The following is a 26191-nucleotide window of genomic DNA, read 5'->3' on the forward strand; positions in this document are numbered from 1 at the left end:
TAAGTGCCATACTTAATGATAAACAAAAGTACTAATGATTAAGCAAACTATTTTTAAATGCCAAATTGAAATAGTGCAAATTTTACACTTATAAATTAATGGCTATAAACTATTTTATATCTATCTATGTTTTAACTACTTAAATTATTAGACAAAACAATTTTCTTAAATTATCAATTAAAGTATTTAAAAATATTGATGGTTAATGTAAAATATCAATATAAATAAGTTTTTTAAATTTATGTATGTTTATTTGATTCAAAAAAATAACTTAAGAGGAGAAAGTTTATGAAAAAGACACTGGGATGTTTACTTTTAATTATGCTTTTAGTCGTAGCAGGTTGTTCTTTTGGTGGGAATCATAAATTATCATCAAAGAAATCAGAAGAATCAAAACAAGAAACTGTAAAAAAAGAATCGGAAGAAGAGGAGGACCCAAAAGTTGCACACTATAAAAAAAAATAAGGAAAAAATAGCGAAAGTTAAAGCAGTACCTGTTTTAGAAAAGATAGAACCATTTATAACCGAAAAGACATTTATGAATAGCACAGGTATGCAAGGGTGGAAAGATTATAAGTCTTTAATGAATCAAGTGAAGTTAGCAGATTATAATTTTACAAAAGAGTCTAAAGGTGCTTCAATGGAAGATGTTGATAAGTTTTTTAAAAATAAAAAAGGTGTAAAACGTAAAGAAGTTACTACTTATGATGGTTTGAAACAAGTTAACTATTGGTATGTAGATAAAAGTGGTAAAAAAATTGGTGGTTCAGACACACCTGTTTTTTATGCTGAAATTTTAACGAAATATAAAGATGGAAAGTTGATTTATGCATCAGTTGAACCTGGATCATATTCATATTCAAATAAGAATGCGGTAAATCTAGATAAAGTTGAAGAACTTGATGATTTAAGTATGTTCTCTAATCTGAAAGATCCTAAACCAGTACCATATAGTGTTGCTCAAATGGAAATATCAAGCGTCCCAGTTACAAGTGTATCTTTCGTAACAAAGGGAGGGAATCATAAAGATACTAATCCAGAGAAAGAACAAGTTGATATGCCACAACTAGCTTATTTAACTGTTTCACCACAGCTATACCATGATAAAGAGCATCCAGATCCGCATATAATTGGATTAGTTGCCTTGCCATACTTAAATGCATCTAGAGATTTTGGGAACGCGCATTACTCTGTTTTAAATAATCTTTCAAAAGAAATGAAAGAGAAATTAGCGAGTCGTTCATTGGACCTTAATAAATAGTGTACTACATTAAATAATCGAAATAATAATCCCGATAAACAATCAGCATTGCTGCTTATCATATAGAGTTCGTAATAACTATAACTCTATGATTCGCAAATAATAAATGATTGTCATCGGGATTTATTTTTATCAATTTATAAAGTGACATTACCTTGTTCATCAGCAGGTTTGAAAACAGTAATCACTGCACTAATAATTGCTAAAATGTGTGGGATACCTGTCCAACAGAATATTAAGTGTAGAATACCTTGCATATTCTTGCCGGCATAAAATTTATGAATACCAAAACTACCTAAGAACAATGCTAATAAAATATAAATAACTTTGTTTACTTGCATTTCTTTCCCTCCAGTTGAATTGCTTATAATGACATTAGCTTCTCTTTTTATTATACCCACTTTTAGTTCAAACATTCTAGTTTAAGCATTCCCAATCATCTAAATTTCAGTTTTTCAATCCTTACAATAAATTTAGGATTTCATTTCAGTTGCATTGTATTATTTTACGTGTGAAATATACGTAATGAATCACATGACAATCTTTAAATTGAAAAATATACATTCTATGATGTAAGGTCGCATTTTTAATATATTTACGTTATAATGGTTTGATGAATTTTATTGAGGAGTAAGAGCTATGGCGATTAAAAAGTTAGTACCAGCATCGCATCCTATTTTAACGAAAAAAGCGCAAGCAGTTGTAAAATTTGATGATTCGTTAAAAAGATTATTACAAGATTTAGAAGATACAATGTATGCACAAGAAGCTGCTGGCTTATGTGCACCTCAAATTAATCAGTCATTGCAAGTGGCAATCATTGATATGGAAATGGAAGGATTATTACAACTTGTTAATCCGAAAATTATTAGTCAATCAAATGAAACGATAACAGACTTAGAAGGTTCAATTACATTGCCAGATGTTTACGGCGAAGTGACAAGAAGTAAAATGATCGTTGTCGAAAGTTATGACGTCAATGGGAACAAAGTTGAACTAACTGCACATGAAGATGTAGCAAGAATGATTTTGCATATTATAGATCAAATGAACGGTATCCCTTTTACAGAACGTGCGGACCGTATTTTAACAGATAAAGAAGTGGAGGCATATTTTATAAATGACTAAAATAATATTTATGGGTACACCAGACTTTTCAACAACTGTTTTAGAAATGCTTATTGCAGAACATGATGTCATTGCAGTCGTAACACAACCAGATCGACCTGTTGGACGTAAACGTGTTATGACACCACCACCAGTTAAAAAAGTTGCAATGAAATATGATTTACCTGTATATCAGCCTGAAAAATTAAGTGGATCAGAAGAATTAGAACAATTGCTTCAATTAGATGTAGATTTAATTGTAACTGCTGCTTTTGGACAATTATTACCTGAATCATTGTTGGCATTACCAAAACTTGGCGCAATTAATGTACATGCATCATTGTTACCGAAGTATAGAGGTGGTGCACCAATTCATCAGGCGATTATCGATGGTGAACAAGAAACCGGCATAACAATTATGTATATGGTTAAAAAATTAGATGCGGGTAATATTATTTCGCAACAAGCAATTAAAATAGAAGAAAATGATAATGTCGGTACGATGCATGATAAATTAAGCGTATTAGGAGCAGATTTATTAAAAGAAACTTTACCATCTATTATAGAGGGCACAAATGAAAGTGTACCTCAAGATGATACGCAAGCAACATTTGCTTCCAATATTCGACGCGAAGATGAGCGAATTAGCTGGAATAAACCAGGAAGACAAGTGTTTAATCAAATTCGAGGATTATCACCGTGGCCAGTTGCTTATACAACTATGGATGACACTAACTTGAAAATATACGATGCTGAGCTCGTTGAGACTAATAAGATAAACGAGCCTGGAACAATTATAGAAACGACTAAAAAAGCCATTATTGTTGCTACAAATAATAATGAAGCTGTTGCAATTAAAGATATGCAATTGGCTGGGAAAAAGAGAATGTTAGCTGCCAATTATTTAAGTGGTGCGCAAAACACACTAGTAGGGAAGAAACTTATATGATAGAAAACGTGAGAAGTCTTGCTTTTGACACGATTCAAGATATATTAAATGAAGGTGCGTATAGTAACTTGCGTATCAATGAAGTGTTGTCAGAAAATGAATTAAATGCAATGGATAAAGCTTTATTTACAGAAATTGTCTACGGAACCGTTAAAAGAAAATATACGTTAGATTTTTATTTAAAGCCTTTTGTGAAAACAAAGATTAAGGCATGGGTTAGGCAATTATTATGGATGAGTATTTATCAATATGTTTATTTAGATAAAGTTCCAAATCACGCCATCATTAATGAAGCAGTTGAAATAGCAAAAGAACGAGGTGGCTATCACAACGGAAATGTCGTAAATGGCATTTTACGAACAATGATGCGTAGTGACTTACCTGATTTTAATAAAATTGCAGATCCTAAAAAAAGAATGGCAATCGAGTATAGTATGCCGAAGTGGATTATAGATCATTGGGCAACACATTATGGTCTCGAAGGAACTGAAACAATTTTACAGTCATTTTTAGAAACGACATCAACAACTGTGCGTGCCAACCTGACGCGAGCATCATTAGATGATATTATTGAAAAGTTGCAAGACGAAGGTTATGACGTTGAAAAAGATCATGACTTACCTTATTGTCTCCATATAGGAGGACAACCAATTATTCATTCTCGTTCATTTAAAGATGGATTCGTTTCAATTCAAGATAAAAGCTCAATGTTTGTTGCACACATTATGAATGTAGACCGACATGATCACGTATTAGATGCATGTAGTGCACCTGGCGGTAAGGCTTGTCACATTGCTGAAGTTTTAATGCCAGAAGGGCAAGTTGACGCTTCAGATATACATGATCACAAAATAGACTTAATTAATTTTAATATAAAAAAATTACGATTAACAAATATTAAAGCTTTTCAACATGATGCGACAAAACCTTATGATAAAACATACGATAAGATACTTGTTGATGCACCATGTAGCGGATTAGGTGTTATGAGACACAAGCCAGAGATTAAATATACTCAAAGCAAACAACATATTGAGTCACTAGTTGATTTACAGCTTGAAATATTGGAAAATGTAAAAAACAATGTAAAAATAGGTGGCGAAATCGTCTATTCAACATGTACAATAGAGCAACTAGAAAATGAAAACGTGATTTATACGTTTTTGAAAAATAATAAAAACTTCGAATTTGAACCGTTTCAACATCCGATAACTGGAGAGTTGGTCAAAACGTTACAAATCATGCCGCAAGACTTTAATTCAGATGGATTCTTTATCACTAAGATAAAAAGAAAGGACAATTAGGAATGATAACTGCTGAAAAGAAAAAGAAGAATAAATTTCTTCCAAATTTTGACAAGCAATCAATATATTCATTGCGATTTGACGAAATGCAAAACTGGCTCGTTGAACAAGGTCAACAAAAATTTCGAGCGAAACAGATTTTTGAATGGTTATATCAAAAAAGAGTAGATTCGATTGATGAAATGACGAACTTATCGAAAGACTTACGACAGCTTTTAAAAGATAACTTTACTGTTACAACTTTAACAACTGTAGTAAAACAAGAAAGTAAAGACGGTACAATTAAATTCTTATTTGAATTACAAGATGGCTATACAATTGAAACTGTTTTAATGAGACATGATTATGGAAATTCAGTATGTGTAACGACACAAGTAGGTTGTCGTATCGGATGTACGTTTTGTGCTTCTACACTTGGCGGCTTAAAAAGAAACCTTGAAGCTGGCGAAATTGTTTCACAAGTTTTAACAGTTCAAAAAGCCCTTGATGCTACAGAAGAGCGCGTATCTCAAATTGTCATAATGGGTATCGGTGAACCATTTGAAAATTATGATGAAATGATGGACTTCTTAAGAATCGTCAATGATGATAACAGTTTAAATATTGGTGCACGTCACATTACAGTATCAACATCAGGTATCATTCCTAGAATATATGACTTTGCGGATGAAGATATTCAAATTAATTTTGCTGTAAGCTTACACGCCGCAAAAGATGAAGTGCGATCACGCTTGATGCCAATTAACCGTGCATATAATGTTGAGAAGTTAATCGAAGCAATTCAATATTATCAAGAAAAAACAAATCGTCGTGTTACTTTTGAATATGGTCTGTTTGGTGGTGTGAATGACCAACTAGAACATGCAAGAGAATTAGCACATTTAATAAAAGGCTTAAACTGCCATGTTAACTTAATTCCTGTCAACCATGTTCCAGAAAGAAATTATGTAAAAACGGCTAAAAATGATATCTTTAAATTTGAAAAAGAATTAAAGAGACTAGGAATTAATGCCACAATACGTCGTGAACAAGGTTCAGATATTGACGCAGCTTGTGGTCAATTAAGAGCAAAGGAACGACAAGTAGAAACGAGGTAAAGACAAATGCTAGAGGCACAATTTTTTACTGATACTGGACAACATAGAGATAAGAATGAAGATGCGGGTGGTATTTTTTATAATCAAACTAATCAACAACTTTTAGTTCTGTGTGATGGTATGGGCGGCCATAAAGCAGGAGAAGTTGCAAGTAAATTTGTTACAGATGAGTTGAAATCCCGTTTTGAAGCGGAAAATCTTATAGAACAACATCAAGCTGAAAATTGGTTGCGTAATAATATAAAAGATATAAATTTTCAGTTATATCACTATGCACAAGAAAATGCAGAATATAAAGGTATGGGTACAACATGTGTTTGTGCACTTGTTTTTGAAAAATCAGTTGTGATAGCAAATGTCGGTGATTCTAGAGCCTATGTTATTAATAGTCGACAAATTGAACAAATTACTAGTGATCACTCATTTGTTAATCATCTTGTTTTAACGGGTCAAATTACGCCGGAAGAAGCTTTTACACATCCACAACGTAATATTATTACGAAGGTGATGGGCACAGATAAACGTGTGAGTCCAGATTTGTTTATTAAACGATTAAATTTTTATGATTATTTATTATTAAATTCAGATGGATTAACTGATTATGTTAAAGACAATGAAATTAAGCGTTTGTTAGTAAAAGAAGGTACAATAGAAGATCATGGGGATCAATTAATGCAATTGGCATTAGATAACCATTCGAAAGATAACGTTACTTTCATACTCGCGGCTATTGAAGGTGATAAAGTATGATAGGAAAAATAATAAATGAACGATATAAAATTGTAGATAAGCTTGGCGGCGGTGGCATGAGTACTGTTTATCTTGCAGAAGATACGATACTTAACATTAAAGTTGCAATTAAGGCGATTTTTATACCACCTAGAGAAAAAGAAGAAACATTAAAACGTTTTGAACGAGAAGTACATAACTCATCACAGCTATCACATCAAAATATAGTAAGTATGATCGATGTTGATGAAGAAGATGACTGTTACTACTTAGTAATGGAATATATTGAAGGTCCGACTTTGTCTGAGTACATTGAAAGTCATGGGCCATTAAGTATTGACACAGCGATTAATTTTACGAATCAAATATTGGATGGCATTAAACATGCGCATGATATGCGTATTGTACATAGAGATATTAAGCCGCAAAATATATTAATTGACAGCAATAAAACGCTGAAAATATTTGATTTTGGAATTGCTAAAGCTTTAAGTGAGACGTCTTTAACTCAGACTAATCATGTGTTAGGTACTGTGCAGTACTTTTCACCAGAACAAGCAAAAGGTGAGGCAACGGATGAATGTACAGATATTTATTCTATAGGTATTGTGTTATATGAAATGCTTGTTGGTGAACCACCATTTAATGGAGAAACTGCAGTTAGCATTGCGATTAAACATATTCAGGATTCTGTGCCAAATGTGACAACAGATGTACGTAAGGATATTCCGCAATCTTTAAGTAATGTCATTTTACGTGCTACAGAAAAAGACAAAGCGAATCGTTACAAAACAATTCAAGAAATGAAAGATGATTTGAGTAGTGTTTTACATGAAAATCGAGCGAATGAAGATGTCTATGAACTCGATAAAATGAAAACGATAGCGGTACCTTTGAAAAAAGAAGATCTAGCAAAGCATATTAGTGAACATAAGTCGAATCAACCTAAACGTGAAACGACGCAAGTACCTATTGTAAATGGGCCTGCTCATCATCAGCAATTCCAAAAGCCAGAAGGTACGGTGTACGAACCAACACCTAAAAAGAAATCAACACGAAAGATTGTGCTCTTATCACTAATCTTTTCGTTGTTAATGATTGCACTTGTTTCTTTTGTGGCAATGGCAATGTTTGGTAATAAATACGAAGAGACACCTGATGTAATCGGGAAAACTGTAAAAGAAGCAGAGCAAATATTCAATAAAAATAACCTGAAATTGGGTAAAATTTCTAGAAGTTATAGTGATAAATATCCTGAAAATGAAATTATTAAGACAACTCCTAATACAGGTGAACGTGTTGAACGTGGTGACAGCGTTGATGTTGTTATATCAAAAGGCCCTGAAAAGGTTAAAATGCCAAATGTCATTGGTTTACCTAAGGAGGAAGCCTTGCAGAAATTAAAATCGTTAGGTCTTAAAGATGTTACGATTGAAAAAGTATATAATAATCAAGCACCAAAAGGATACATTGCAAATCAAAGTGTAACCGCAAATACTGAAATCGCTATTCATGATTCTAATATTAAACTATATGAATCTTTAGGCATTAAGCAAGTTTATGTAGAAGACTTTGAACATAAATCCTTTAGCAAAGCTAAAAAAGCCTTAGAAGAAAAAGGATTTAAAGTTGAAAGTAAAGAAGAGTATAGTGACGATATTGATGAGGGTGATGTAATTTCTCAATCTCCTAAAGGGAAATCAGTAGATGAGGGGTCAACGATTTCATTTGTTGTTTCTAAAGGTAAAAAAAGCGACTCATCAGATGTCAAAACGACAACTGAATCGGTAGATGTACCATACACTGGTAAAAATGATAAGTCACAAAAAGTTAAAGTTTATATTAAAGATAAAGATAATGACGGTTCAACTGAAAAAGGTAGTTTCGACATTACTAGTGATCAACGTATAGACATTCCTTTAAGAATTGAAAAAGGAAAAACAGCAAGTTATATTGTTAAAGTTGACGGTAAAACTGTAGCTGAAAAAGAAGTCAGTTATGATGATATTTAAATATAATTGAAGTAAATGTACCGAGGTTTCTATTTGGAAGTCTCGGTATTTTTATGTTGAGATTGCGGTGGTTTTAAAATGCTTCATGTCATCATATACAGATGAGTATTGTCTATCAATTCTGTTTCACTCTCACAATATTTATATCATTTGAAATGATCATTTATATATTAATTTTCCAGTCTTTGATATAATAAATGCAGTAAAATTAATCGAGAGGTGCCATTTTGAAGACAGGTCGAATAGTGAAATCAATTAGTGGGGTATATCAAGTAGACGTTAATGGCGAACGTTTCAATACAAAACCACGAGGATTATTTAGAAAGAAAAAATTTTCACCGGTAGTTGGAGATATAGTGGAATTTGATGTACAAAACATTAACGAAGGCTATATTCATCAAGTGTGTGAGCGGAAAAATGAGTTGAAAAGACCACCTGTAAGTAATATAGATACACTAGTAATTGTAATGAGTGCTGTCGAGCCAAATTTTTCAACGCAATTATTAGATCGATTTTTAGTTATTGCACATTCGTATCAGTTAAATGCGAGAGTTTTGGTGACTAAAAAAGATAAAACACCAATTGAAAAGCAGCTCGAAATTAATGAGTTGTTGAAAATATATGAAAATATTGGCTATGAGACTGAATTTATTGGGAATGATGATGATCGAAAAAAAATTGTAGAAGCTTGGCCAGCAGGACTTATAGTACTTAGTGGTCAATCAGGTGTCGGTAAGTCTACTTTCTTAAATCATTATCGTCCAGAACTTAATCTTGAGACAAATGATATATCAAAATCATTAAATCGAGGAAAGCATACTACAAGACATGTCGAACTATTCGAACGTCAAAACGGTTATATTGCAGACACACCTGGATTCAGTGCTTTAGATTTTGATCATATAGATAAAGATGAAATAAAAGATTATTTTCTTGAATTAAATCGATATGGTGAAACATGTAAGTTTAGAAATTGTAATCATATCAAAGAACCTAATTGTAATGTTAAGCATCAATTAGAGATAGGGAATATTGCGCAATTTAGATACGACCATTATTTACAACTATTTAATGAAATTTCAAATAGAAAGGTTAGATATTAAATGACAAAACTATATCCATCATTATTATCTGTTGATTTTTTGGATTTACAACATGAATTAAAACGACTTGAAGAAGCAGGTGTCGACGGGGTTCATTTTGATGTTATGGATGGTCAATTTGTGCCTAATATATCTATTGGTTTACCAATATTAGATGCCGTAAGAAAAGGCACAACATTACCTATAGACGTACATTTGATGATTGAAAATCCAGAAAAGTATATTGCATCATTTGCAGAACATGGTGCCGATATGATTTCAATTCATGTCGAATCAACGCCTCATATCCATCGTGCTATTCAAATGATTAAACATTTAGATAAAAAAGCTGGTGTAGTAATTAATCCTGGTACACCAATATCACAAATTGAACCTATTTTAGACATTGTTGATTATGTACTAGTGATGACAGTTAACCCAGGGTTTGGTGGTCAATCATTTATTGATCAATGCGTAGAAAAAATAGCGGGTCTTAATGCTATTAAAATGGAACGTCAATTAAACTTTGATATTGAAGTTGATGGAGGCGTAAATACCGATACAGCGAAAGTTTGTGTTGAAAATGGTGCTACAATGCTAGTAACGGGTTCATTTTTCTTTAAACAAGAGGATTATAAAAAAGTCACACAAGCATTGAAAGGTTGAGTGTATATGCATATAAATTTATTATGTTCTGATCGACACTTGCCGCAAGATATTTGGGCCAAAAGTAATGAAGGTAAATGGGGAGGCGTTGATAGAGGTGCTTTGATTTTATTGAAGCATCAAATTATCCCTTTTTTCTCAGTAGGGGACTTTGATTCAGTCAGTAAAGAAGAATGCCAACTTCTAACAGAACAGTTACAAATCAAACCTGTTCAAGCTGAAAAAGCTGATACGGATTTAGCTTTAGCGGTTGATAAAGCTGTTGCACTTGGATTTGATAGTATTACAATTTATGGTGCAACAGGCGGACGATTAGATCACTTTTTTGGGGCAATTCAGTTATTATTGAAAAAAGCATATTATAAACATGATGTTCATATAGAAGTTATCGATCAACAAAATAAAATTGAATTATTGCCTAAAGGTCAACATACAGTTGAAAAAGATAAGAGTTATCCGTACATTTCATTTATACCGATGACTGATGATGTAGAACTTTCTCTAGCAGGATTTAAATATAATTTAGCTAGACAAATGCTTAATATAGGTTCTACTTTAACTATTTCAAATGAAATTGAGTCTTTGCAAGCGAAAGTAATTGTACATGATGGGTTGATTTTGCAAATTAGAAGTACAGATTTAAATTAAGTATATTCAAGTCTGTGAAGATTTTTAATAAAGTGCATAAGTTATTTAATAAAGTGACGTTTGTAGATAGAATTTATAGCATTATAATAGATGAATCACGCTGTAATTAATGAAGATTATGGCGTGATTTATTATTGAAAGGAAAATTGTAGGTCCTAGTACATTGGTTTATGTGCCAAAATCGATATTGAACCCATAAGTCCAATTTGACAGAGAACCATTATTAAACGTTTTAACCAAATTATATTGATATTTCGAATTTCACTATGAACCATTATGTATTGTTTTGTAACAAAAAAAGAACTAAGAGGTTGAGCTCTTAGTTCTTAAGTAAATGCGTCCTCCACATAAGGTCACATTTTTTATGTGCAATATATTTATTAAACTCTAGTTACTTTACCAGATTTTAAAGCACGTGCAGAAACCCAAACTTTTTTAGGTTTACCGTCAACTAGGATTCTAACTTTTTGAAGGTTAGCGTTCCATCTACGTTTAGTAGAGTTTAAAGCGTGTGAACGTCTGTTACCAGTCGAAGCTTTACGACCTGTTACGAAACATTGTTTACCCATATGAGTACCTCCTTTAATAAATATAAATACACATAACTACTTATATACTTAACTAAGATAGCATAGTTTCATTTGAAAAACAATGAATAATTTTCACATAAAAGTCAAAAATACTGAGTTTTGTGATATAATTGTAGACTGTGAAGTTATGTAGTATGATATTTTAGAGAAATAAGTGAATGAAACATTTAAACTTTTTATTTAATGATACTACATCTATTAAAAGAAAACGCCTATAGATAATCGTCATGAGTGTAAATTCAGTTTACTCAAAATATAATAGGTGATTTAAGCGTAAGTCATTCTGATAAGTTGTACCATTGATATTTTATAAAAATAAACAATGAAACTTAAAGCGTTTATGACTACACTAAGTGGTAAAATTTTAAAAGTGATTAGGGAAAACGAATAATAAACTTTGAAATTTAGGAGGGACAAAGATATGACATTAGAGATTTCAAATGATTACGGTAAAATTGATATTTCAAACGAAGTGATTGCTTCGGTTGTAGGTGGAAAGGCCGTTGAATGTTATGGTATTGTAGGTATGGCATCTAGACAACAAGTTAGAGATGGTATTGCGGAAATACTAGGACATGAAAATTATGCTAAAGGCATCAAAGTAACTGAAAATAATGGCGTAGTGGATATAGATATGTACATTATTGTAAGTTATGGTGTGAAAATATCTGAAGTTGCCAATAATGTACAATCAACAGTGAAATATACTTTGGAAAAATCACTTAATGTATCAGTAAATTCAATCAATATATATGTACAGGGTGTACGTGTGAATAATACAGGCAAGAAAGCTTAGGAGGACAACTTGAAATGATTAGCAAAATTAATGGTAAATTATTTGCCGATATGATTATACAAGGGGCACAAAATTTATCTAACAATGCAGATTTGGTAGATTCTTTGAATGTGTATCCAGTGCCAGATGGTGATACAGGAACAAATATGAATCTTACTATGACTTCAGGTCGCGAAGAAGTAGAGAATAATTTGTCGAAAAATATCGGCGAATTAGGTAAAACATTCTCGAAAGGTTTACTAATGGGTGCAAGAGGTAACTCTGGTGTCATCTTGTCACAATTATTCAGAGGATTTTGTAAAAATATTGAAAGTGAATCTGAAATTAATTCAAAATTGTTAGCTGAAAGTTTTCAAGCTGGTGTTGAAACGGCATATAAAGCTGTTATGAAACCAGTTGAAGGTACAATACTTACAGTTGCAAAAGATGCTGCGCAAGCTGCAATAGAAAAAGCAAATAGTACTGAAGATTGTATAGAACTAATGGAGTACATTATTGTAAAAGCCAATGAATCACTTGAAAACACACCAAACTTATTAGCTGTACTTAAAGAAGTTGGTGTTGTTGATAGTGGTGGTAAAGGTTTGTTATGCGTTTACGAAGGTTTCTTAAAAGCGCTTAAAGGTGAAAAAGTTGAAGCCAAAGTTGCAAAGCTAGATAAAGATGAATTTGTACATGATGAACATGATTTCCATGGTGTAATTAATACTGAAGATATTATTTATGGCTATTGTACTGAAATGATGGTTCGTTTTGGAAAGAATAAAAAAGCCTTTGATGAACAAGAATTCAGGCAAGATATGAGTCAATTTGGTGATTCTTTATTAGTCATTAATGATGAAGAAATTGTGAAAGTTCACGTGCATACCGAATACCCAGGTAAAGTGTTTAATTATGGTCAACAATATGGTGAATTAATTAAACTTAAGGTTGAAAATATGAGAGAACAGCATCGTGAAGTGATTCGAAAAGAACAGCACACAGCTAAACCGAAAATGGAAACGGTTGAAACAGCAATTATTACTATTTCTATGGGTGAAGGTATTTCAGAGATATTTAAATCAATGGGTGCCACACATATCATTAGTGGTGGACAAACGATGAATCCTTCTACAGAAGATATCGTTAAAGTCATTGAACAATCAAAATGTAAACGTGCAATTATTTTACCGAATAATAAAAATATCTTAATGGCAAGTGAACAAGCAGCGAGTATTGTTGATGCAGAAGCAGTTGTTATTCCAACGAAATCTATTCCTCAAGGTATAAGCGCACTATTCCAATATGATGTGGACGCAACACTTGAAGAAAATAAAGCGCAAATGGCTGATTCAGTAAATAACGTTAAATCTGGTTCATTAACGTACGCTGTTCGTGATACGAAAATTGATGGCGTTGAGATTAAAAAAGACGCGTTTATGGGCTTAATTGAAGATAAGATTGTAAGCAGCAAAAGTGATCAATTAACAACGGTTACTGAGTTGTTAAATGAGATGTTAGCAGAAGATAGTGAAATATTGACTGTGATTATTGGTCAAGATGCAGAGCAAGCAGTTACAGATAACATGATAAACTGGATTGAAGAGCGATATCCAGATGTAGAAGTGGAAGTTCATGAAGGTGGACAACCAATTTATCAATATTTCTTTTCAGTAGAATAAAAATTTAAAATAAAAAACTACCAATGATAAATCATCAATTGGTAGTTTTTTATTTTGCTATTTTAGTGAGATAGCGGGTTAAAAGTATCATTCTCGAGTTGCTAACAATGTCATGTTCAACTTAGTCATGATAAAATAAATAACATACTAAATGATACGTAAAATCAAATAAAACATAGGTGATTTATTTTGGCGAAAGTAAACTTAATAGAAAGTCCATATTCTCTTTTACAATTAAAAGGTATAGGTCCTAAGAAAATAGAAGTGTTGCAACAACTAAATATTCATACAGTGGAAGATCTTGTTCTTTATTTGCCAGCTAGATATGAAGATAATACAGTGATTGATTTGAATCAAGCAGAAGATCAATCTAACGTTACGATAGAAGGACAAGTATATACAGCTCCAGTAGTTGCATTTTTTGGAAGAAATAAATCAAAATTAACTGTTCATTTAATGGTAAATAATATTGCTGTCAAATGTATTTTTTTCAATCAACCGTATTTAAAAAAGAAAATCGAATTAAATCAAACTATAACTGTTAAAGGTAAGTGGAATAGGGTTAAACAGGAAATTACTGGTAATAGGGTTTTCTTTAATTCACAAGGTACACAAACTCAAGAAAACGCAGATATTCAATTAGAACCAGTCTATCGTATTAAGGAAGGTATTAAACAAAAGCAAATACGAGACCAAATTAGACAAGCGTTAAATGATGTGACAATTCATGAATGGTTAACTGATGAACTAAGAGAAAAATATAAATTAGAGACCTTGGACTTTACTTTGAACACGTTACATCATCCTAAAAGTAAAGAGGATTTATTACGTGCTCGTAGAACCTATGCATTTACTGAACTGTTTTTATTCGAATTACGTATGCAATGGCTAAATAGATTAGAAAAGTTATCTGACGAAGCAATTGAAATTGATTATGACTTAGACCAAGTTAAATCATTTATTGATCGTTTACCTTTTGAACTAACTGAAGCACAGAAATCCAGTGTTAATGAAATTTTTAGAGATTTAAAAGCACCAATACGTATGCATCGATTACTTCAAGGTGATGTAGGTTCAGGAAAAACAGTAGTTGCTGCAATTTGTATGTATGCGTTAAAAACGGCTGGCTATCAATCAGCATTGATGGTACCAACTGAAATTTTAGCAGAGCAACATGCTGAAAGTTTAATTGCTTTATTTGGAGATTCTATGAACGTTGCGTTGTTAACTGGGTCAGTAAAAGGTAAGAAACGAAAGATACTTTTAGAACAACTTGAAAATGGTACGATTGATTGTTTAATTGGAACCCATGCTTTGATTCAAGATGATGTAATTTTCCATAATGTTGGTTTAGTAATTACAGATGAACAACATCGATTTGGTGTGAATCAACGCCAACTTTTAAGAGAAAAAGGTGCAATGACGAATGTGTTATTTATGACAGCAACCCCGATACCAAGAACACTAGCAATATCAGTTTTTGGTGAGATGGATGTGTCTTCAATTAAACAATTACCAAAAGGTCGTAAACCTATCATTACTACTTGGGCAAAGCATGAGCAATACGATAAAGTTTTGATGCAAATGACCTCAGAGTTGAAAAAAGGTCGTCAAGCATATGTCATTTGCCCGCTTATAGAAAGTTCTGAGCATCTCGAAGATGTTCAAAATGTTGTCGCATTGTACGAGTCTTTACAACAGTATTATGGTGTTTCTCGTGTAGGATTATTGCATGGTAAGTTGTCTGCCGATGAAAAAGATGAGGTCATGCAAAAGTTTAGTAATCATGAGATAGATGTTTTAGTTTCTACTACTGTTGTTGAAGTAGGTGTTAATGTACCGAATGCAACTTTTATGATGATTTATGATGCGGATCGCTTTGGATTATCAACTTTACATCAGTTACGCGGTCGTGTAGGTAGAAGTGACCAGCAAAGTTACTGTGTTTTAATTGCATCCCCTAAAACAGAAACAGGAATTGAAAGAATGACAATTATGACACAAACAACGGATGGATTTGAATTGAGTGAACGAGACTTAGAAATGCGTGGTCCTGGAGATTTCTTTGGTGTTAAACAAAGTGGATTGCCAGATTTCTTAGTTGCCAATTTAGTTGAAGATTATCGTATGTTAGAAGTTGCTCGTGATGAAGCAGCTGAACTTATTCAATCTGGCGTATTCTTTGAAAATACGTATCAACATTTACGCCATTTTGTTGAAGAAAATTTATTACATCGCAGTTTTGACTAATTGCCATCCTGATTTGTCAATTTAAGTGCAACACTTCGTTAATTGAGTGATATGACACTTGAACTATTTAAATGTAAAGTGGTATTTTAAAAATTTATAAATTTTCGACTAAATAATAGCTAAATAATACAGTTATTTGTTGAGTCGGTTAAATAGAAAGTGTTATGATATGTGAGGAATGTTTAAGACTAGGTACTAAAAAATGAGGGGTGAGACGTTGAAACTAAAGAAAGATAAACGTAGAGAAGCAATCAGACAACAAATTGATAGCAATCCCTTCATCACAGACCATGAACTAAGCGACTTATTTCAAGTGAGTATACAAACAATTCGTTTAGATCGCACTTATTTAAACATACCAGAATTAAGGAAGCGTATTAAATTAGTTGCTGAAAAAAATTATGACCAAATAAGTTCTATTGAAGAACAAGAATTTATTGGTGATTTGATTCAAGTCAATCCAAATGTTAAAGCGCAATCAATTTTAGATATTACATCGGATTCTGTTTTTCATAAAACTGGAATTGCGCGTGGTCATGTGCTGTTTGCACAGGCGAATTCATTATGTGTTGCGCTAATTAAGCAACCAACAGTTTTAACTCATGAGAGTAGCATTCAATTTATTGAAAAAGTAAAATTAAATGATACGGTAAGAGCAGAAGCACGAGTTGTAAATCAAACTGCAAAACATTTTTACGTCGAAGTAAAGTCATATGTTAAACATACATTAGTTTTCAAAGGAAATTTTAAAATGTTTTATGATAAGCGAGGATAAAATTATGGTTAAATTAGCAATTGATATGATGGGTGGCGACAATGCGCCTGATATCGTATTAGAAGCCGTACAAAAGGCTGTTGAAGACTTTAAAGATCTAGAAATTATACTATTCGGTGACGAAAAAAAGTATAATCTGAACCATGAACGAATCGAATTTAGACATTGTTCTGAAAAGATTGAAATGGAAGATGAGCCTGTTAGAGCGATTAAACGTAAAAAAGATAGCTCAATGGTAAAAATGGCTGAAGCTGTGAAATCTGGTGAGGCAGATGGATGTGTGTCAGCAGGTAATACTGGTGCTTTAATGTCAGCTGGTTTATTCATTGTTGGACGTATTAAAGGTGTAGCTAGACCGGCTTTAGTAGTAACATTGCCAACGATTGATGGAAAAGGTTTTGTCTTTTTAGACGTTGGTGCAAATGCTGATGCTAAACCTGAACACTTATTACAGTATGCGCAACTAGGGGATATTTATGCTCAAAAAATTAGAGGTATTGATAAACCGAAAATCTCATTATTAAATATAGGTACCGAGCCAGCTAAAGGTAATAGTTTAACGAAAAAATCATATGAGTTATTAAATCAAGATCATTCATTGAATTTTGTTGGGAATATTGAAGCGAAGACATTAATGGATGGCGATACAGATGTTGTAGTTACCGATGGCTATACTGGGAACATGGTCCTTAAAAATTTAGAAGGTACTGCAAAATCAATCGGTAAAATGTTAAAAGATACGATTATGAGTAGTACTAAAAATAAATTAGCAGGTGCAATATTGAAGAAAGATTTAGCCGAATTCGCTAAAAAGATGGATTACTCAGAATACGGTGGTTCCGTATTATTAGGATTGGAAGGTACCGTAGTTAAAGCACACGGTAGTTCAAATGCTAAAGCTTTTTATTCTGCAATTAGACAAGCGAAAATCGCAGGAGAGCAAAATATTGTACAAACAATGAAAGAGACTGTAGGTGAATCAAATGAGTAAAACAGCAATTATTTTTCCGGGACAAGGTGCCCAAAAAGTTGGCATGGCACAAGATTTATATAACAACAACGATCAAGCAACTGAAATTTTAACTTCAGCAGCAAACACATTAGACTTTGATATTTTAGAGACAATGTTTACTGATGAAGAAGGTAAATTGGGTGAAACTGAAAACACGCAACCAGCTTTATTGACGCATAGTTCGGCATTATTAGCAGCACTAAAAAATTTGAATCCCGATTTTACTATGGGACATAGTTTAGGTGAATATTCAAGTTTAGTTGCAGCTGACGTATTATCATTTGAAGATGCAGTTAAAATTGTTAGAAAACGTGGTCAATTAATGGCACAAGCATTTCCTACTGGTGTAGGAAGCATGGCTGCAGTATTGGGATTAGATTTTGATAAAGTCGATGAAATTTGTAAGTCATTATCATCTGATGACAAAATAATTGAACCAGCAAACATTAATTGCCCAGGTCAAATTGTTGTTTCAGGTCATAAAGCTTTAATTGATGAACTAGTAGAAAAAGGTAAATCATTAGGCGCAAAACGTGTCATGCCTTTAGCAGTATCTGGCCCATTCCATTCATCGCTAATGAAAGTGATTGAAGAAGATTTTTCAAGTTATATTAATCAATTTGAATGGCGTGATGCTAAGTTTCCTGTAGTTCAAAATGTAAATGCGCAAGGTGTAACTGACAAAGAAGTAATTAAATCTAATATGGTCAAACAATTATATTCACCAGTACAATTCATTAATTCAACAGAATGGCTAATAGAACAAGGTGTTGATCATTTTATTGAAATTGGTCCTGGAAAAGTTTTATCTGGCTTAATTAAAAAAATAAATAGAGATGTTAAGTTAACATCAATTCAAACTTTAGAAGATGTGAAAGGATGGAATGAAAATGACTAAGAGTGCTTTAGTAACAGGTGCATCAAGAGGAATTGGACGTAGTATTGCGTTACAATTAGCAGAAGAAGGATATAATGTAGCAGTAAACTATGCAGGCAGCAAAGAGAAAGCTGAAGCAGTAGTCGAAGAAATCAAAGCTAAAGGTGTTGACAGTTTTGCGATTCAAGCAAATGTTGCCGATGCTGATGAAGTTAAAGCAATGATTAAAGAAGTAGTTAGCCAATTTGGTTCTTTAGATGTTTTAGTAAATAATGCAGGTATTACTCGCGATAATTTATTAATGCGTATGAAAGAACAAGAGTGGGATGATGTTATTGACACAAACTTAAAAGGTGTATTTAACTGTATCCAAAAAGCAACACCACAAATGTTAAGACAACGTAGTGGTGCTATCATTAATTTATCAAGTGTTGTTGGAGCAGTAGGTAATCCGGGACAAGCAAACTATGTTGCAACAAAAGCAGGTGTTATTGGTTTAACTAAATCTGCGGCGCGTGAATTAGCATCTCGTGGTATCACTGTAAATGCAGTTGCACCTGGTTTTATTGTTTCTGATATGACAGATGCTTTAAGTGATGAGCTTAAAGAACAAATGTTGACTCAAATTCCGTTAGCACGTTTTGGTCAAGACACAGATATTGCTAATACAGTAGCGTTCTTAGCATCAGACAAAGCAAAATATATTACAGGTCAAACAATCCATGTAAATGGTGGAATGTACATGTAATATATTTGAGCTAAAGCTCATTGACACAGTGGTTGACTGGTCATCCAATGGAGAATTGCCTGACCTAGTCAACTTTGCGGAGGAAATTCTAAGCAACCAAGATAAGGTTCCAGAATTTCTCCCTAAGAAACAGTAATCAATAAATTGATAACTGTTTCTAAAATTTCTACTTGTTTTTTAGAATTTAAAATGGGAAAATATAATAGTCTATTTATAGGCATTTTTAAAGGAGGTGAATCGACGTGGAAAATTTCGATAAAGTAAAAGATATCATCGTTGACCGTTTAGGTGTAGACGCTGATAAAGTAACTGAAGATGCATCTTTCAAAGATGATTTAGGCGCTGACTCACTTGATATCGCTGAATTAGTAATGGAATTAGAAGACGAGTTTGGTACTGAAATTCCTGATGAAGAAGCTGAAAAAATCAACACTGTTGGTGATGCTGTTAAATTTATTAACAGTCTTGAAAAATAATAAATCTTACATCTGGGTCGTCAGTATTGTCGACTCAGTTTTTTCTTTAATTATCAATAGTTTTAACGTAAAATTAAAGATGATTCAAGAGCAACACATAAAGGAGATAAAATAATGTCTAAACAAAAGAAAAGTGAGATAGTTAATCGTTTTAGAAAGCGCTTTGATACTAAAATGACAGAGTTAGGCTTTACTTATCAAAATATTGATTTATACCAACAAGCATTTTCGCATTCGAGTTTTATTAATGATTTTAATATGAATCGTTTAGACCATAATGAGCGTTTAGAGTTTTTGGGTGATGCGGTATTAGAATTGACGGTTTCACGATATTTATTTGATAAACATCCCAACTTGCCAGAAGGGAATTTAACAAAAATGCGTGCCACTATTGTATGTGAGCCCTCACTTGTAATATTTGCGAATAAAATTGGATTGAACGAAATGATTTTACTTGGTAAAGGTGAAGAGAAAACAGGGGGACGTACAAGACCATCATTAATATCAGATGCATTCGAAGCATTTATTGGGGCATTGTATTTGGATCAAGGACTAGATATAGTTTGGAAATTTGCTGAGAAAGTCATTTTCCCACATGTAGAACAAAATGAGTTATTAGGCGTGGTAGATTTTAAAACACAATTCCAAGAATATGTGCACCAGCAAAATAAAGGTGATGTAACCTATAATTTAATAAAAGAAGAGGGACCGGCACATCATCGTCTATTCACTTCAGAAGTTATTCTGCAAGGGGAAGCAATAGCTGAAGGTAAAGGGAAAACGAAAAAAGAATCAGAACAACGTGCTGCTGAAAGTGCCTATAAGCAATTAAAGCAAATTAAATAGAAATTTATATGATACGACATATAGGTGTTCGATTTAGGGTTTATGGAAGAATTTTTAATATTTTATGGAACAACCTCGAAATTTAATATACAAATATTAAAATATCGTATACGTATGTTCTTTAAAATTGTGATAAGGAGTTTAGGATGGTTTATTTAAAATCAATAGATGCCATTGGATTTAAGTCTTTTGCAGATCAAACCAATGTTCAATTCGATAAAGGTGTAACTGCAATTGTTGGTCCAAATGGAAGCGGTAAAAGTAATATTACAGATGCTATTAAATGGGTGTTGGGTGAACAATCGGCTAAATCATTACGTGGCTCAAAAATGGAAGATATTATCTTCTCAGGTGCAGAACATCGCAAAGCTCAAAATTATGCTGAAGTACAGTTAAGATTAGATAATCATTCTAAAAAGCTCAGTGTTGATGAAAACGAAGTTATTGTAACAAGAAGATTGTATCGAAGTGGTGAAAGTGAGTACTACATAAATAATGACCGTGCAAGATTAAAAGATATTGCCGATTTATTTTTAGATTCTGGATTGGGGAAAGAAGCATATAGCATTATCTCGCAAGGTAGAGTTGATGAAATACTAAATGCTAAACCAATTGATAGACGTCAAATTATTGAAGAATCGGCTGGTGTACTTAAATATAAAAAACGTAAAGCTGAATCATTAAATAAACTTGACCAAACAGAAGATAATTTAACGAGAGTAGAAGACATTTTATATGATTTGGAAGGTCGCGTAGAACCTCTAAAAGAGGAGGCAGCTATAGCTAAAGAATATAAGACACTTTCACACCAAATGAAACATAGTGACATTGTAGTTACAGTGCACGATATTGATCAATATACAAATGACAATAGACAATTAGATCAACGTTTAAATGATTTACAAGGTCAACAAGCAAATAAAGAAGCTGACAAGCAACGTTTAAGCCAACAAATTCAACAATATAAAGGTAAACGTCATCAACTTGATAATGATGTTGAATCGCTTAATTATCAATTAGTAAAAGCTACGGAAGCCTTTGAAAAATATACGGGACAATTAAATGTTTTAGAAGAACGTAAGAAAAATCAATCTGAAACAAATGCACGATATGAAGAAGAACAAGAAAATTTAATGGAGCTTTTAGAAAATATATCAAGTGAGATTTCTGAAGCTCAAGATACTTATAAGTCTCTGAAAAGTAAACAAAAAGAACTCAATGCTGTCATTCGTGAACTTGAAGAACAACTATATGTTTCAGACGAAGCACACGATGAAAAATTGGAAGAAATTAAAAATGAATACTATACATTAATGTCAGAGCAATCAGATGTTAACAATGATATTCGTTTTTTAAAGCATACTATAGAAGAGAATGAGGCTAAAAAATCAAGACTAGATTCTCGATTAGTTGAAGTTTTTGAGCAATTGAAAGATATTCAGGGTCAAATAAAAACGACTAAAAAAGAATATCAACAGACCAACAAGGAACTTTCTGCTGTAGATAAAGAAATTAAAAATATAGAAAAAGAACTCACTGATACAAAAAAAGCACAAAACGAATACGAAGAGAAATTGTATCAAGCATATCGATATACCGAAAAAATGAAAACACGTATTGATAGTTTGGCAACGCAAGAGGAAGAATATACTTATTTTTTCAATGGCGTCAAACATATTTTGAAAGCTAAAAATAAAGAATTAAAGGGCATTCATGGTGCAGTTGCGGAAATTATTGATGTGCCATCTAAATTAACTCAGGCAATTGAAACAGCATTAGGTGCTTCATTACAACATGTCATTGTAGATTCAGAAAAAGATGGTCGCCAGGCTATTCAATTTTTAAAAGAACGTAATTTAGGTCGTGCGACGTTTTTACCATTAAATGTTATACAGAGTAGAGTGGTAGCGACTGATATTAAGTCTATTGCTAAAGAGGCAAACGGATTTATTAGTATTGCTTCGGAAGCAGTGAAAGTAGCACCAGAATATCAAAATATTATTGGGAATTTATTAGGTAATACGATTATCGTTGATCATTTAAAGCATGCAAATGAATTGGCACGTGCGATTAAATATCGAACTCGTATTGTTACTTTGGAAGGTGATATTGTAAATCCTGGTGGTTCTATGACTGGTGGTGGCGCTCGTAAGTCAAAAAGTATTCTGTCTCAAAAAGACGAGTTGACAACAATGAGACACCAATTAGAAGATTACTTGCGTCAAACAGAATCATTTGAACAACAATTTAAAGAGTTGAAGATAAAAAGCGATCAATTAAGTGAACTGTATTTTGAAAAAAGTCAAAAGCATAATACACTTAAAGAGCAAGTGCATCATTTTGAAATGGAGCTCGATAGATTAACTACACAAGAAACACAAATAAAAAATGATCATGAAGAATTCGAATTTGAAAAAAATGATGGTTATACGAGTGACAAAAGTCGACAAACTTTGACTGAAAAAGAAACTCATTTAGAAAGTATTAAAGCATCTTTAAAACGACTAGAAGATGAAATTGAACGCTACACAAAACTTTCTAAAGAAGGTAAGGAAAGCGTAACTAAAACACAACAAACGTTACATCAGAAACAATCTGATCTTGCTGTGGTTAAAGAGCGTATTAAAACACAACAACAGACAATAGATCGATTAAATAATCAAAGTCAACAAACTAAAAATCAATTAAATGATGTTAAAGAAAAAATTGCATTTTTTAATTCGGATGAAGTGATGGGCGAACAAGCTTTTCAAAATATTAAAGATCAAATTAATGGTCAACAAGAAACGAGAACACGCTTAGCTGATGAATTAGATAAATTGAAACAACAACGTATTGAGTTGAATGAACAAATCGATGCGCAAGAAGCTACACTACAAGTTTGTCACCAAGATATTTTAGCTATCGAAAATCACTACCAAGATATTAAAGCTGAACAATCAAAGCTAGATGTATTAATTCATCATGCGATAGATCATTTAAATGATGAATATCAATTGACTGTTGAACGTGCAAAATCTGAATATACGAGTGATGAATCGATTGACGCATTACGTAAAAAAGTTAAATTAATGAAGATGTCGATTGATGAACTAGGTCCTGTAAACTTAAATGCAATTGAACAATTTGAAGAGTTAAATGAACGTTATACATTTTTAAGTGAGCAACGTACAGATCTTCGTAAAGCTAAAGAAACATTAGAGCAAATTATAAGTGAAATGGATCAAGAGGTTACTGAAAGATTTAAAGAAACTTTCCATGCTATTCAAGGACATTTTACAGCTGTGTTCAAACAATTGTTTGGTGGAGGCGATGCAGAATTGCAATTAACTGAAGCCGATTATTTAACAGCTGGTATTGATATTGTGGTACAACCACCGGGTAAAAAGTTGCAACATTTATCGTTACTAAGTGGTGGTGAGCGTGCATTAACTGCTATTGCTTTACTATTTGCAATTTTAAAAGTAAGATCTGCACCTTTTGTTATATTAGATGAGGTTGAAGCTGCATTAGATGAAGCGAATGTTATTAGATACGCAAAATATTTAAATGAGTTATCAGACGAAACACAATTCATTGTTATTACACACCGTAAAGGAACAATGGAATTTGCAGATAGGTTATACGGTGTAACAATGCAAGAATCAGGTGTTACTAAACTTGTGAGTGTGAATTTAAATACAATAGATGATGTGTTGAAGGAGGAGCAATAATGAGCTTTTTTAAACGCTTAAAAGATAAGTTTGCAACAAATAAAGAAAATGAAGAAGTTAAATCCTTAACAGAAGAACAAGGTCAAGACAAATTAGAAGATACACATTCTGAAGGTTCAACGCAGGACGTAAATGATTTAGCAGAAAATGCTGAAGTGAAAAAAAAGCCACGCAAGTTGAGTGAAGCGGATTTTGATGACGATGGCTTGATATCAATTGAAGATTTTGAAGAAATTGAAGCTCAAAAAATGGGTGCTAAATTTAAAGCAGGACTCGAAAAATCTCGTCAAAATTTCCAAGAACAATTAAATAATTTGATAGCGAGATATCGTAAAGTAGATGAAGACTTTTTTGAAGCTTTAGAAGAAATGTTAATCACTGCAGACGTCGGTTTTAATACAGTGATGACGTTAACTGAAGAATTACGTATGGAAGCACAACGACGTAATATTCAAGATACTGAAGATTTGCGTGAAGTCATTGTTGAAAAAATCGTAGAGATTTACCATCAAGAAGATGATAATTCAGAAGCTATGAACTTAGAAGATGGTCGTTTAAATGTCATTTTAATGGTTGGTGTGAATGGTGTTGGTAAAACAACAACAATTGGGAAATTAGCTTACCGATATAAAATGGAAGGTAAAAAAGTAATGTTAGCTGCGGGCGATACTTTTAGAGCGGGTGCTATTGATCAATTGAAAGTTTGGGGCGAACGTGTTGGTGTAGATGTAATTAGCCAAAGTGAAGGTTCTGATCCAGCTGCTGTTATGTATGATGCGATTAATGCCGCTAAAAACAAAGGTGTTGATATTTTAATCTGTGATACCGCTGGACGTTTACAAAATAAAACAAATCTAATGCAAGAATTAGAAAAAGTTAAGCGTGTAATTAATCGAGCAGTGCCAGATGCGCCTCATGAAGCATTACTATGTTTAGATGCTACAACTGGTCAGAATGCGTTGTCACAAGCTAGAAACTTTAAAGAAGTAACAAATGTTACAGGTATTGTATTAACGAAATTAGATGGTACAGCCAAAGGTGGTATCGTATTAGCCATTCGTAATGAATTGCACATTCCAGTTAAATATGTAGGTTTAGGTGAGCAATTAGATGACTTACAACCATTTAACCCTGAAAGTTATGTCTACGGCTTATTCGCTGATATGATTGAACAAAATGAAGAAATAACAACAGTTGAAAATGATCAAATTGTAACAGAAGAAAAGGACGATAATCATGGGGCAAAATGATTTAGTTAAAACGTTACGAATGAATTATTTGTTTGATTTTTATCAATCCTTATTGACGAATAAACAACGTAATTATTTGGAATTATTTTATCTCGAAGATTATTCTTTAAGTGAAATCGCAGATACTTTTAATGTGAGTAGACAAGCAGTTTATGATAATATAAGAAGAACTGGCGATTTAGTTGAAGATTATGAAAAGAAATTGGAATTATACCAGAAATTTGAGCAACGCCGAGAAATATATGATGAAATGAAAAAACATTTAAGTAATCCAGAACAAATACAACGTTATATTCAACAATTAGAAGACTTAGAATAGATATAAATTGAGGGAGGACATCG

23 protein-coding genes and 1 pseudogene are annotated in these 26191 nt (G+C 32.7%); 22 read left to right on the plus strand and 2 right to left on the minus strand.

Translation table 11 applies throughout. From position 1 onward, the window contains the following. The first annotated feature begins 288 nt into the window (after positions 1–288). Positions 289–1261 (plus strand): annotated as a pseudogene (locus tag HMPREF2658_RS03285) (hypothetical protein). Positions 1262–1398: 137 nt separating this feature from the next. Here HMPREF2658_RS03285 and HMPREF2658_RS03290 read toward each other — a convergent pair. After that, positions 1399–1602 carry a TM2 domain-containing protein gene (locus HMPREF2658_RS03290; RefSeq protein ID WP_001198024.1) on the minus strand — a complete coding sequence of 68 codons (204 nt, stop codon included), beginning with the start codon at positions 1600–1602 and terminating at the stop codon, positions 1399–1401. 298 nt (positions 1603–1900) lie between these two features. Between HMPREF2658_RS03290 and HMPREF2658_RS03295 the strand changes: the two genes are divergently transcribed. The 9 genes from HMPREF2658_RS03295 (at position 1901) to HMPREF2658_RS03335 (ending at position 10855) form a co-directional block, all read left to right on the plus strand. Next, the gene (locus tag HMPREF2658_RS03295; protein ID WP_000985294.1) at positions 1901–2389 is read left to right on the plus strand and encodes a peptide deformylase; all 489 of its coding nucleotides are present in this window, start codon (positions 1901–1903) and stop codon (positions 2387–2389) included. Next, on the plus strand, positions 2382–3317 hold the full coding sequence (gene fmt / locus HMPREF2658_RS03300; protein ID WP_000161292.1) for a methionyl-tRNA formyltransferase: 936 nt from the start codon (positions 2382–2384) through the stop codon (positions 3315–3317). The genes HMPREF2658_RS03295 and fmt overlap by 8 nt, the downstream gene beginning before the upstream one ends. After that, positions 3314–4621 carry a 16S rRNA (cytosine(967)-C(5))-methyltransferase RsmB gene (gene rsmB / locus HMPREF2658_RS03305; RefSeq protein WP_000572243.1) on the plus strand — a complete coding sequence of 436 codons (1308 nt, stop codon included), beginning with the start codon at positions 3314–3316 and terminating at the stop codon, positions 4619–4621. Before fmt ends, rsmB begins: the two co-directional genes overlap by 4 nt. Before the next feature lie 2 nt (positions 4622–4623). Beyond that, on the plus strand, positions 4624–5718 hold the full coding sequence (rlmN, locus tag HMPREF2658_RS03310) for a dual-specificity RNA methyltransferase RlmN (protein ID WP_000626897.1): 1095 nt from the start codon (positions 4624–4626) through the stop codon (positions 5716–5718). Between the two features lie 6 nt (positions 5719–5724). Next, positions 5725–6468: a protein-serine/threonine phosphatase Stp1 gene (locus tag HMPREF2658_RS03315; RefSeq protein ID WP_000888494.1), complete on the plus strand. Its 744-nt coding sequence runs from the start codon at positions 5725–5727 to the stop codon at positions 6466–6468. Then, the gene (pknB, locus tag HMPREF2658_RS03320) at positions 6465–8459 is read left to right on the plus strand and encodes a serine/threonine protein kinase Stk1 (protein WP_000579546.1); all 1995 of its coding nucleotides are present in this window, start codon (positions 6465–6467) and stop codon (positions 8457–8459) included. The genes HMPREF2658_RS03315 and pknB overlap by 4 nt, the downstream gene beginning before the upstream one ends. A 227-nt stretch (positions 8460–8686) precedes the next feature. Then, positions 8687–9562, plus strand: a complete 876-nt coding sequence (rsgA, locus tag HMPREF2658_RS03325; protein ID WP_000847921.1) for a ribosome small subunit-dependent GTPase A — start codon at positions 8687–8689, stop codon at positions 9560–9562. Beyond that, positions 9563–10207 carry a ribulose-phosphate 3-epimerase gene (gene rpe / locus HMPREF2658_RS03330; protein WP_000164332.1) on the plus strand — a complete coding sequence of 215 codons (645 nt, stop codon included), beginning with the start codon at positions 9563–9565 and terminating at the stop codon, positions 10205–10207. A 6-nt stretch (positions 10208–10213) separates the two neighbouring features. Then, positions 10214–10855 carry a thiamine diphosphokinase gene (locus tag HMPREF2658_RS03335; protein ID WP_000547900.1) on the plus strand — a complete coding sequence of 214 codons (642 nt, stop codon included), beginning with the start codon at positions 10214–10216 and terminating at the stop codon, positions 10853–10855. A 380-nt stretch (positions 10856–11235) separates the two neighbouring features. Here HMPREF2658_RS03335 and rpmB read toward each other — a convergent pair whose 3' ends face one another. After that, positions 11236–11424: a 50S ribosomal protein L28 gene (gene rpmB, locus HMPREF2658_RS03340; RefSeq protein WP_000517908.1), complete on the minus strand. Its 189-nt coding sequence runs from the start codon at positions 11422–11424 to the stop codon at positions 11236–11238. 442 nt (positions 11425–11866) lie between these two features. Between rpmB and HMPREF2658_RS03345 the strand changes: the two genes are divergently transcribed. The 12 genes from HMPREF2658_RS03345 (at position 11867) to HMPREF2658_RS03405 (ending at position 26168) form a co-directional block, all read left to right on the plus strand. After that, positions 11867–12241, plus strand: coding sequence for an Asp23/Gls24 family envelope stress response protein (locus HMPREF2658_RS03345; protein WP_000171418.1), 375 nt, complete (start codon positions 11867–11869; stop codon positions 12239–12241). Positions 12242–12255: 14 nt separating this feature from the next. After that, entirely contained in the window at positions 12256–13902 is a 1647-nt protein-coding gene (gene fakA / locus HMPREF2658_RS03350; protein ID WP_000623909.1) for a fatty acid kinase catalytic subunit FakA, read from the plus strand. 189 nt (positions 13903–14091) lie between these two features. Beyond that, complete coding sequence (gene recG / locus HMPREF2658_RS03355; RefSeq protein ID WP_070854199.1) at positions 14092–16152, plus strand: ATP-dependent DNA helicase RecG; 2061 nt, start codon at positions 14092–14094, stop codon at positions 16150–16152. A gap of 202 nt (positions 16153–16354) precedes the next feature. Next, a complete protein-coding gene (fapR, locus tag HMPREF2658_RS03360) occupies positions 16355–16927 on the plus strand; it encodes a transcription factor FapR (RefSeq protein WP_002864472.1) in 573 nt (190 codons plus the stop codon). Positions 16928–16931: 4 nt separating this feature from the next. Next, the gene (gene plsX / locus HMPREF2658_RS03365) at positions 16932–17918 is read left to right on the plus strand and encodes a phosphate acyltransferase PlsX (RefSeq protein ID WP_000239741.1); all 987 of its coding nucleotides are present in this window, start codon (positions 16932–16934) and stop codon (positions 17916–17918) included. Further along, positions 17911–18837 carry an ACP S-malonyltransferase gene (gene fabD / locus HMPREF2658_RS03370; protein ID WP_000047361.1) on the plus strand — a complete coding sequence of 309 codons (927 nt, stop codon included), beginning with the start codon at positions 17911–17913 and terminating at the stop codon, positions 18835–18837. The genes plsX and fabD overlap by 8 nt, the downstream gene beginning before the upstream one ends. Then, entirely contained in the window at positions 18830–19564 is a 735-nt protein-coding gene (fabG, locus tag HMPREF2658_RS03375) for a 3-oxoacyl-[acyl-carrier-protein] reductase (protein WP_000167269.1), read from the plus strand. Before fabD ends, fabG begins: the two co-directional genes overlap by 8 nt. Positions 19565–19806: 242 nt before the next feature. Continuing rightward, positions 19807–20040, plus strand: coding sequence for an acyl carrier protein (locus HMPREF2658_RS03385; RefSeq protein WP_000426914.1), 234 nt, complete (start codon positions 19807–19809; stop codon positions 20038–20040). A gap of 114 nt (positions 20041–20154) precedes the next feature. After that, positions 20155–20886, plus strand: a complete 732-nt coding sequence (rnc, locus tag HMPREF2658_RS03390) for a ribonuclease III (protein WP_000043237.1) — start codon at positions 20155–20157, stop codon at positions 20884–20886. A gap of 146 nt (positions 20887–21032) precedes the next feature. Continuing rightward, positions 21033–24599 (plus strand): chromosome segregation protein SMC, encoded by a 3567-nt coding sequence (smc, locus tag HMPREF2658_RS03395; RefSeq protein ID WP_000262713.1) that lies wholly within the window; start codon positions 21033–21035, stop codon positions 24597–24599. Next, a complete protein-coding gene (ftsY, locus tag HMPREF2658_RS03400) occupies positions 24599–25849 on the plus strand; it encodes a signal recognition particle-docking protein FtsY (RefSeq protein WP_000007686.1) in 1251 nt (416 codons plus the stop codon). Before smc ends, ftsY begins: the two co-directional genes overlap by 1 nt. Beyond that, positions 25836–26168, plus strand: coding sequence for a putative DNA-binding protein (locus HMPREF2658_RS03405; protein ID WP_000531319.1), 333 nt, complete (start codon positions 25836–25838; stop codon positions 26166–26168). Before ftsY ends, HMPREF2658_RS03405 begins: the two co-directional genes overlap by 14 nt. The last annotated feature ends 23 nt before the right edge of the window (positions 26169–26191 follow it).

It is taken from the genome of Staphylococcus sp. HMSC062H10 (genome assembly GCF_001836945.1).
GTDB lineage: Bacteria > Bacillota > Bacilli > Staphylococcales > Staphylococcaceae > Staphylococcus > Staphylococcus aureus.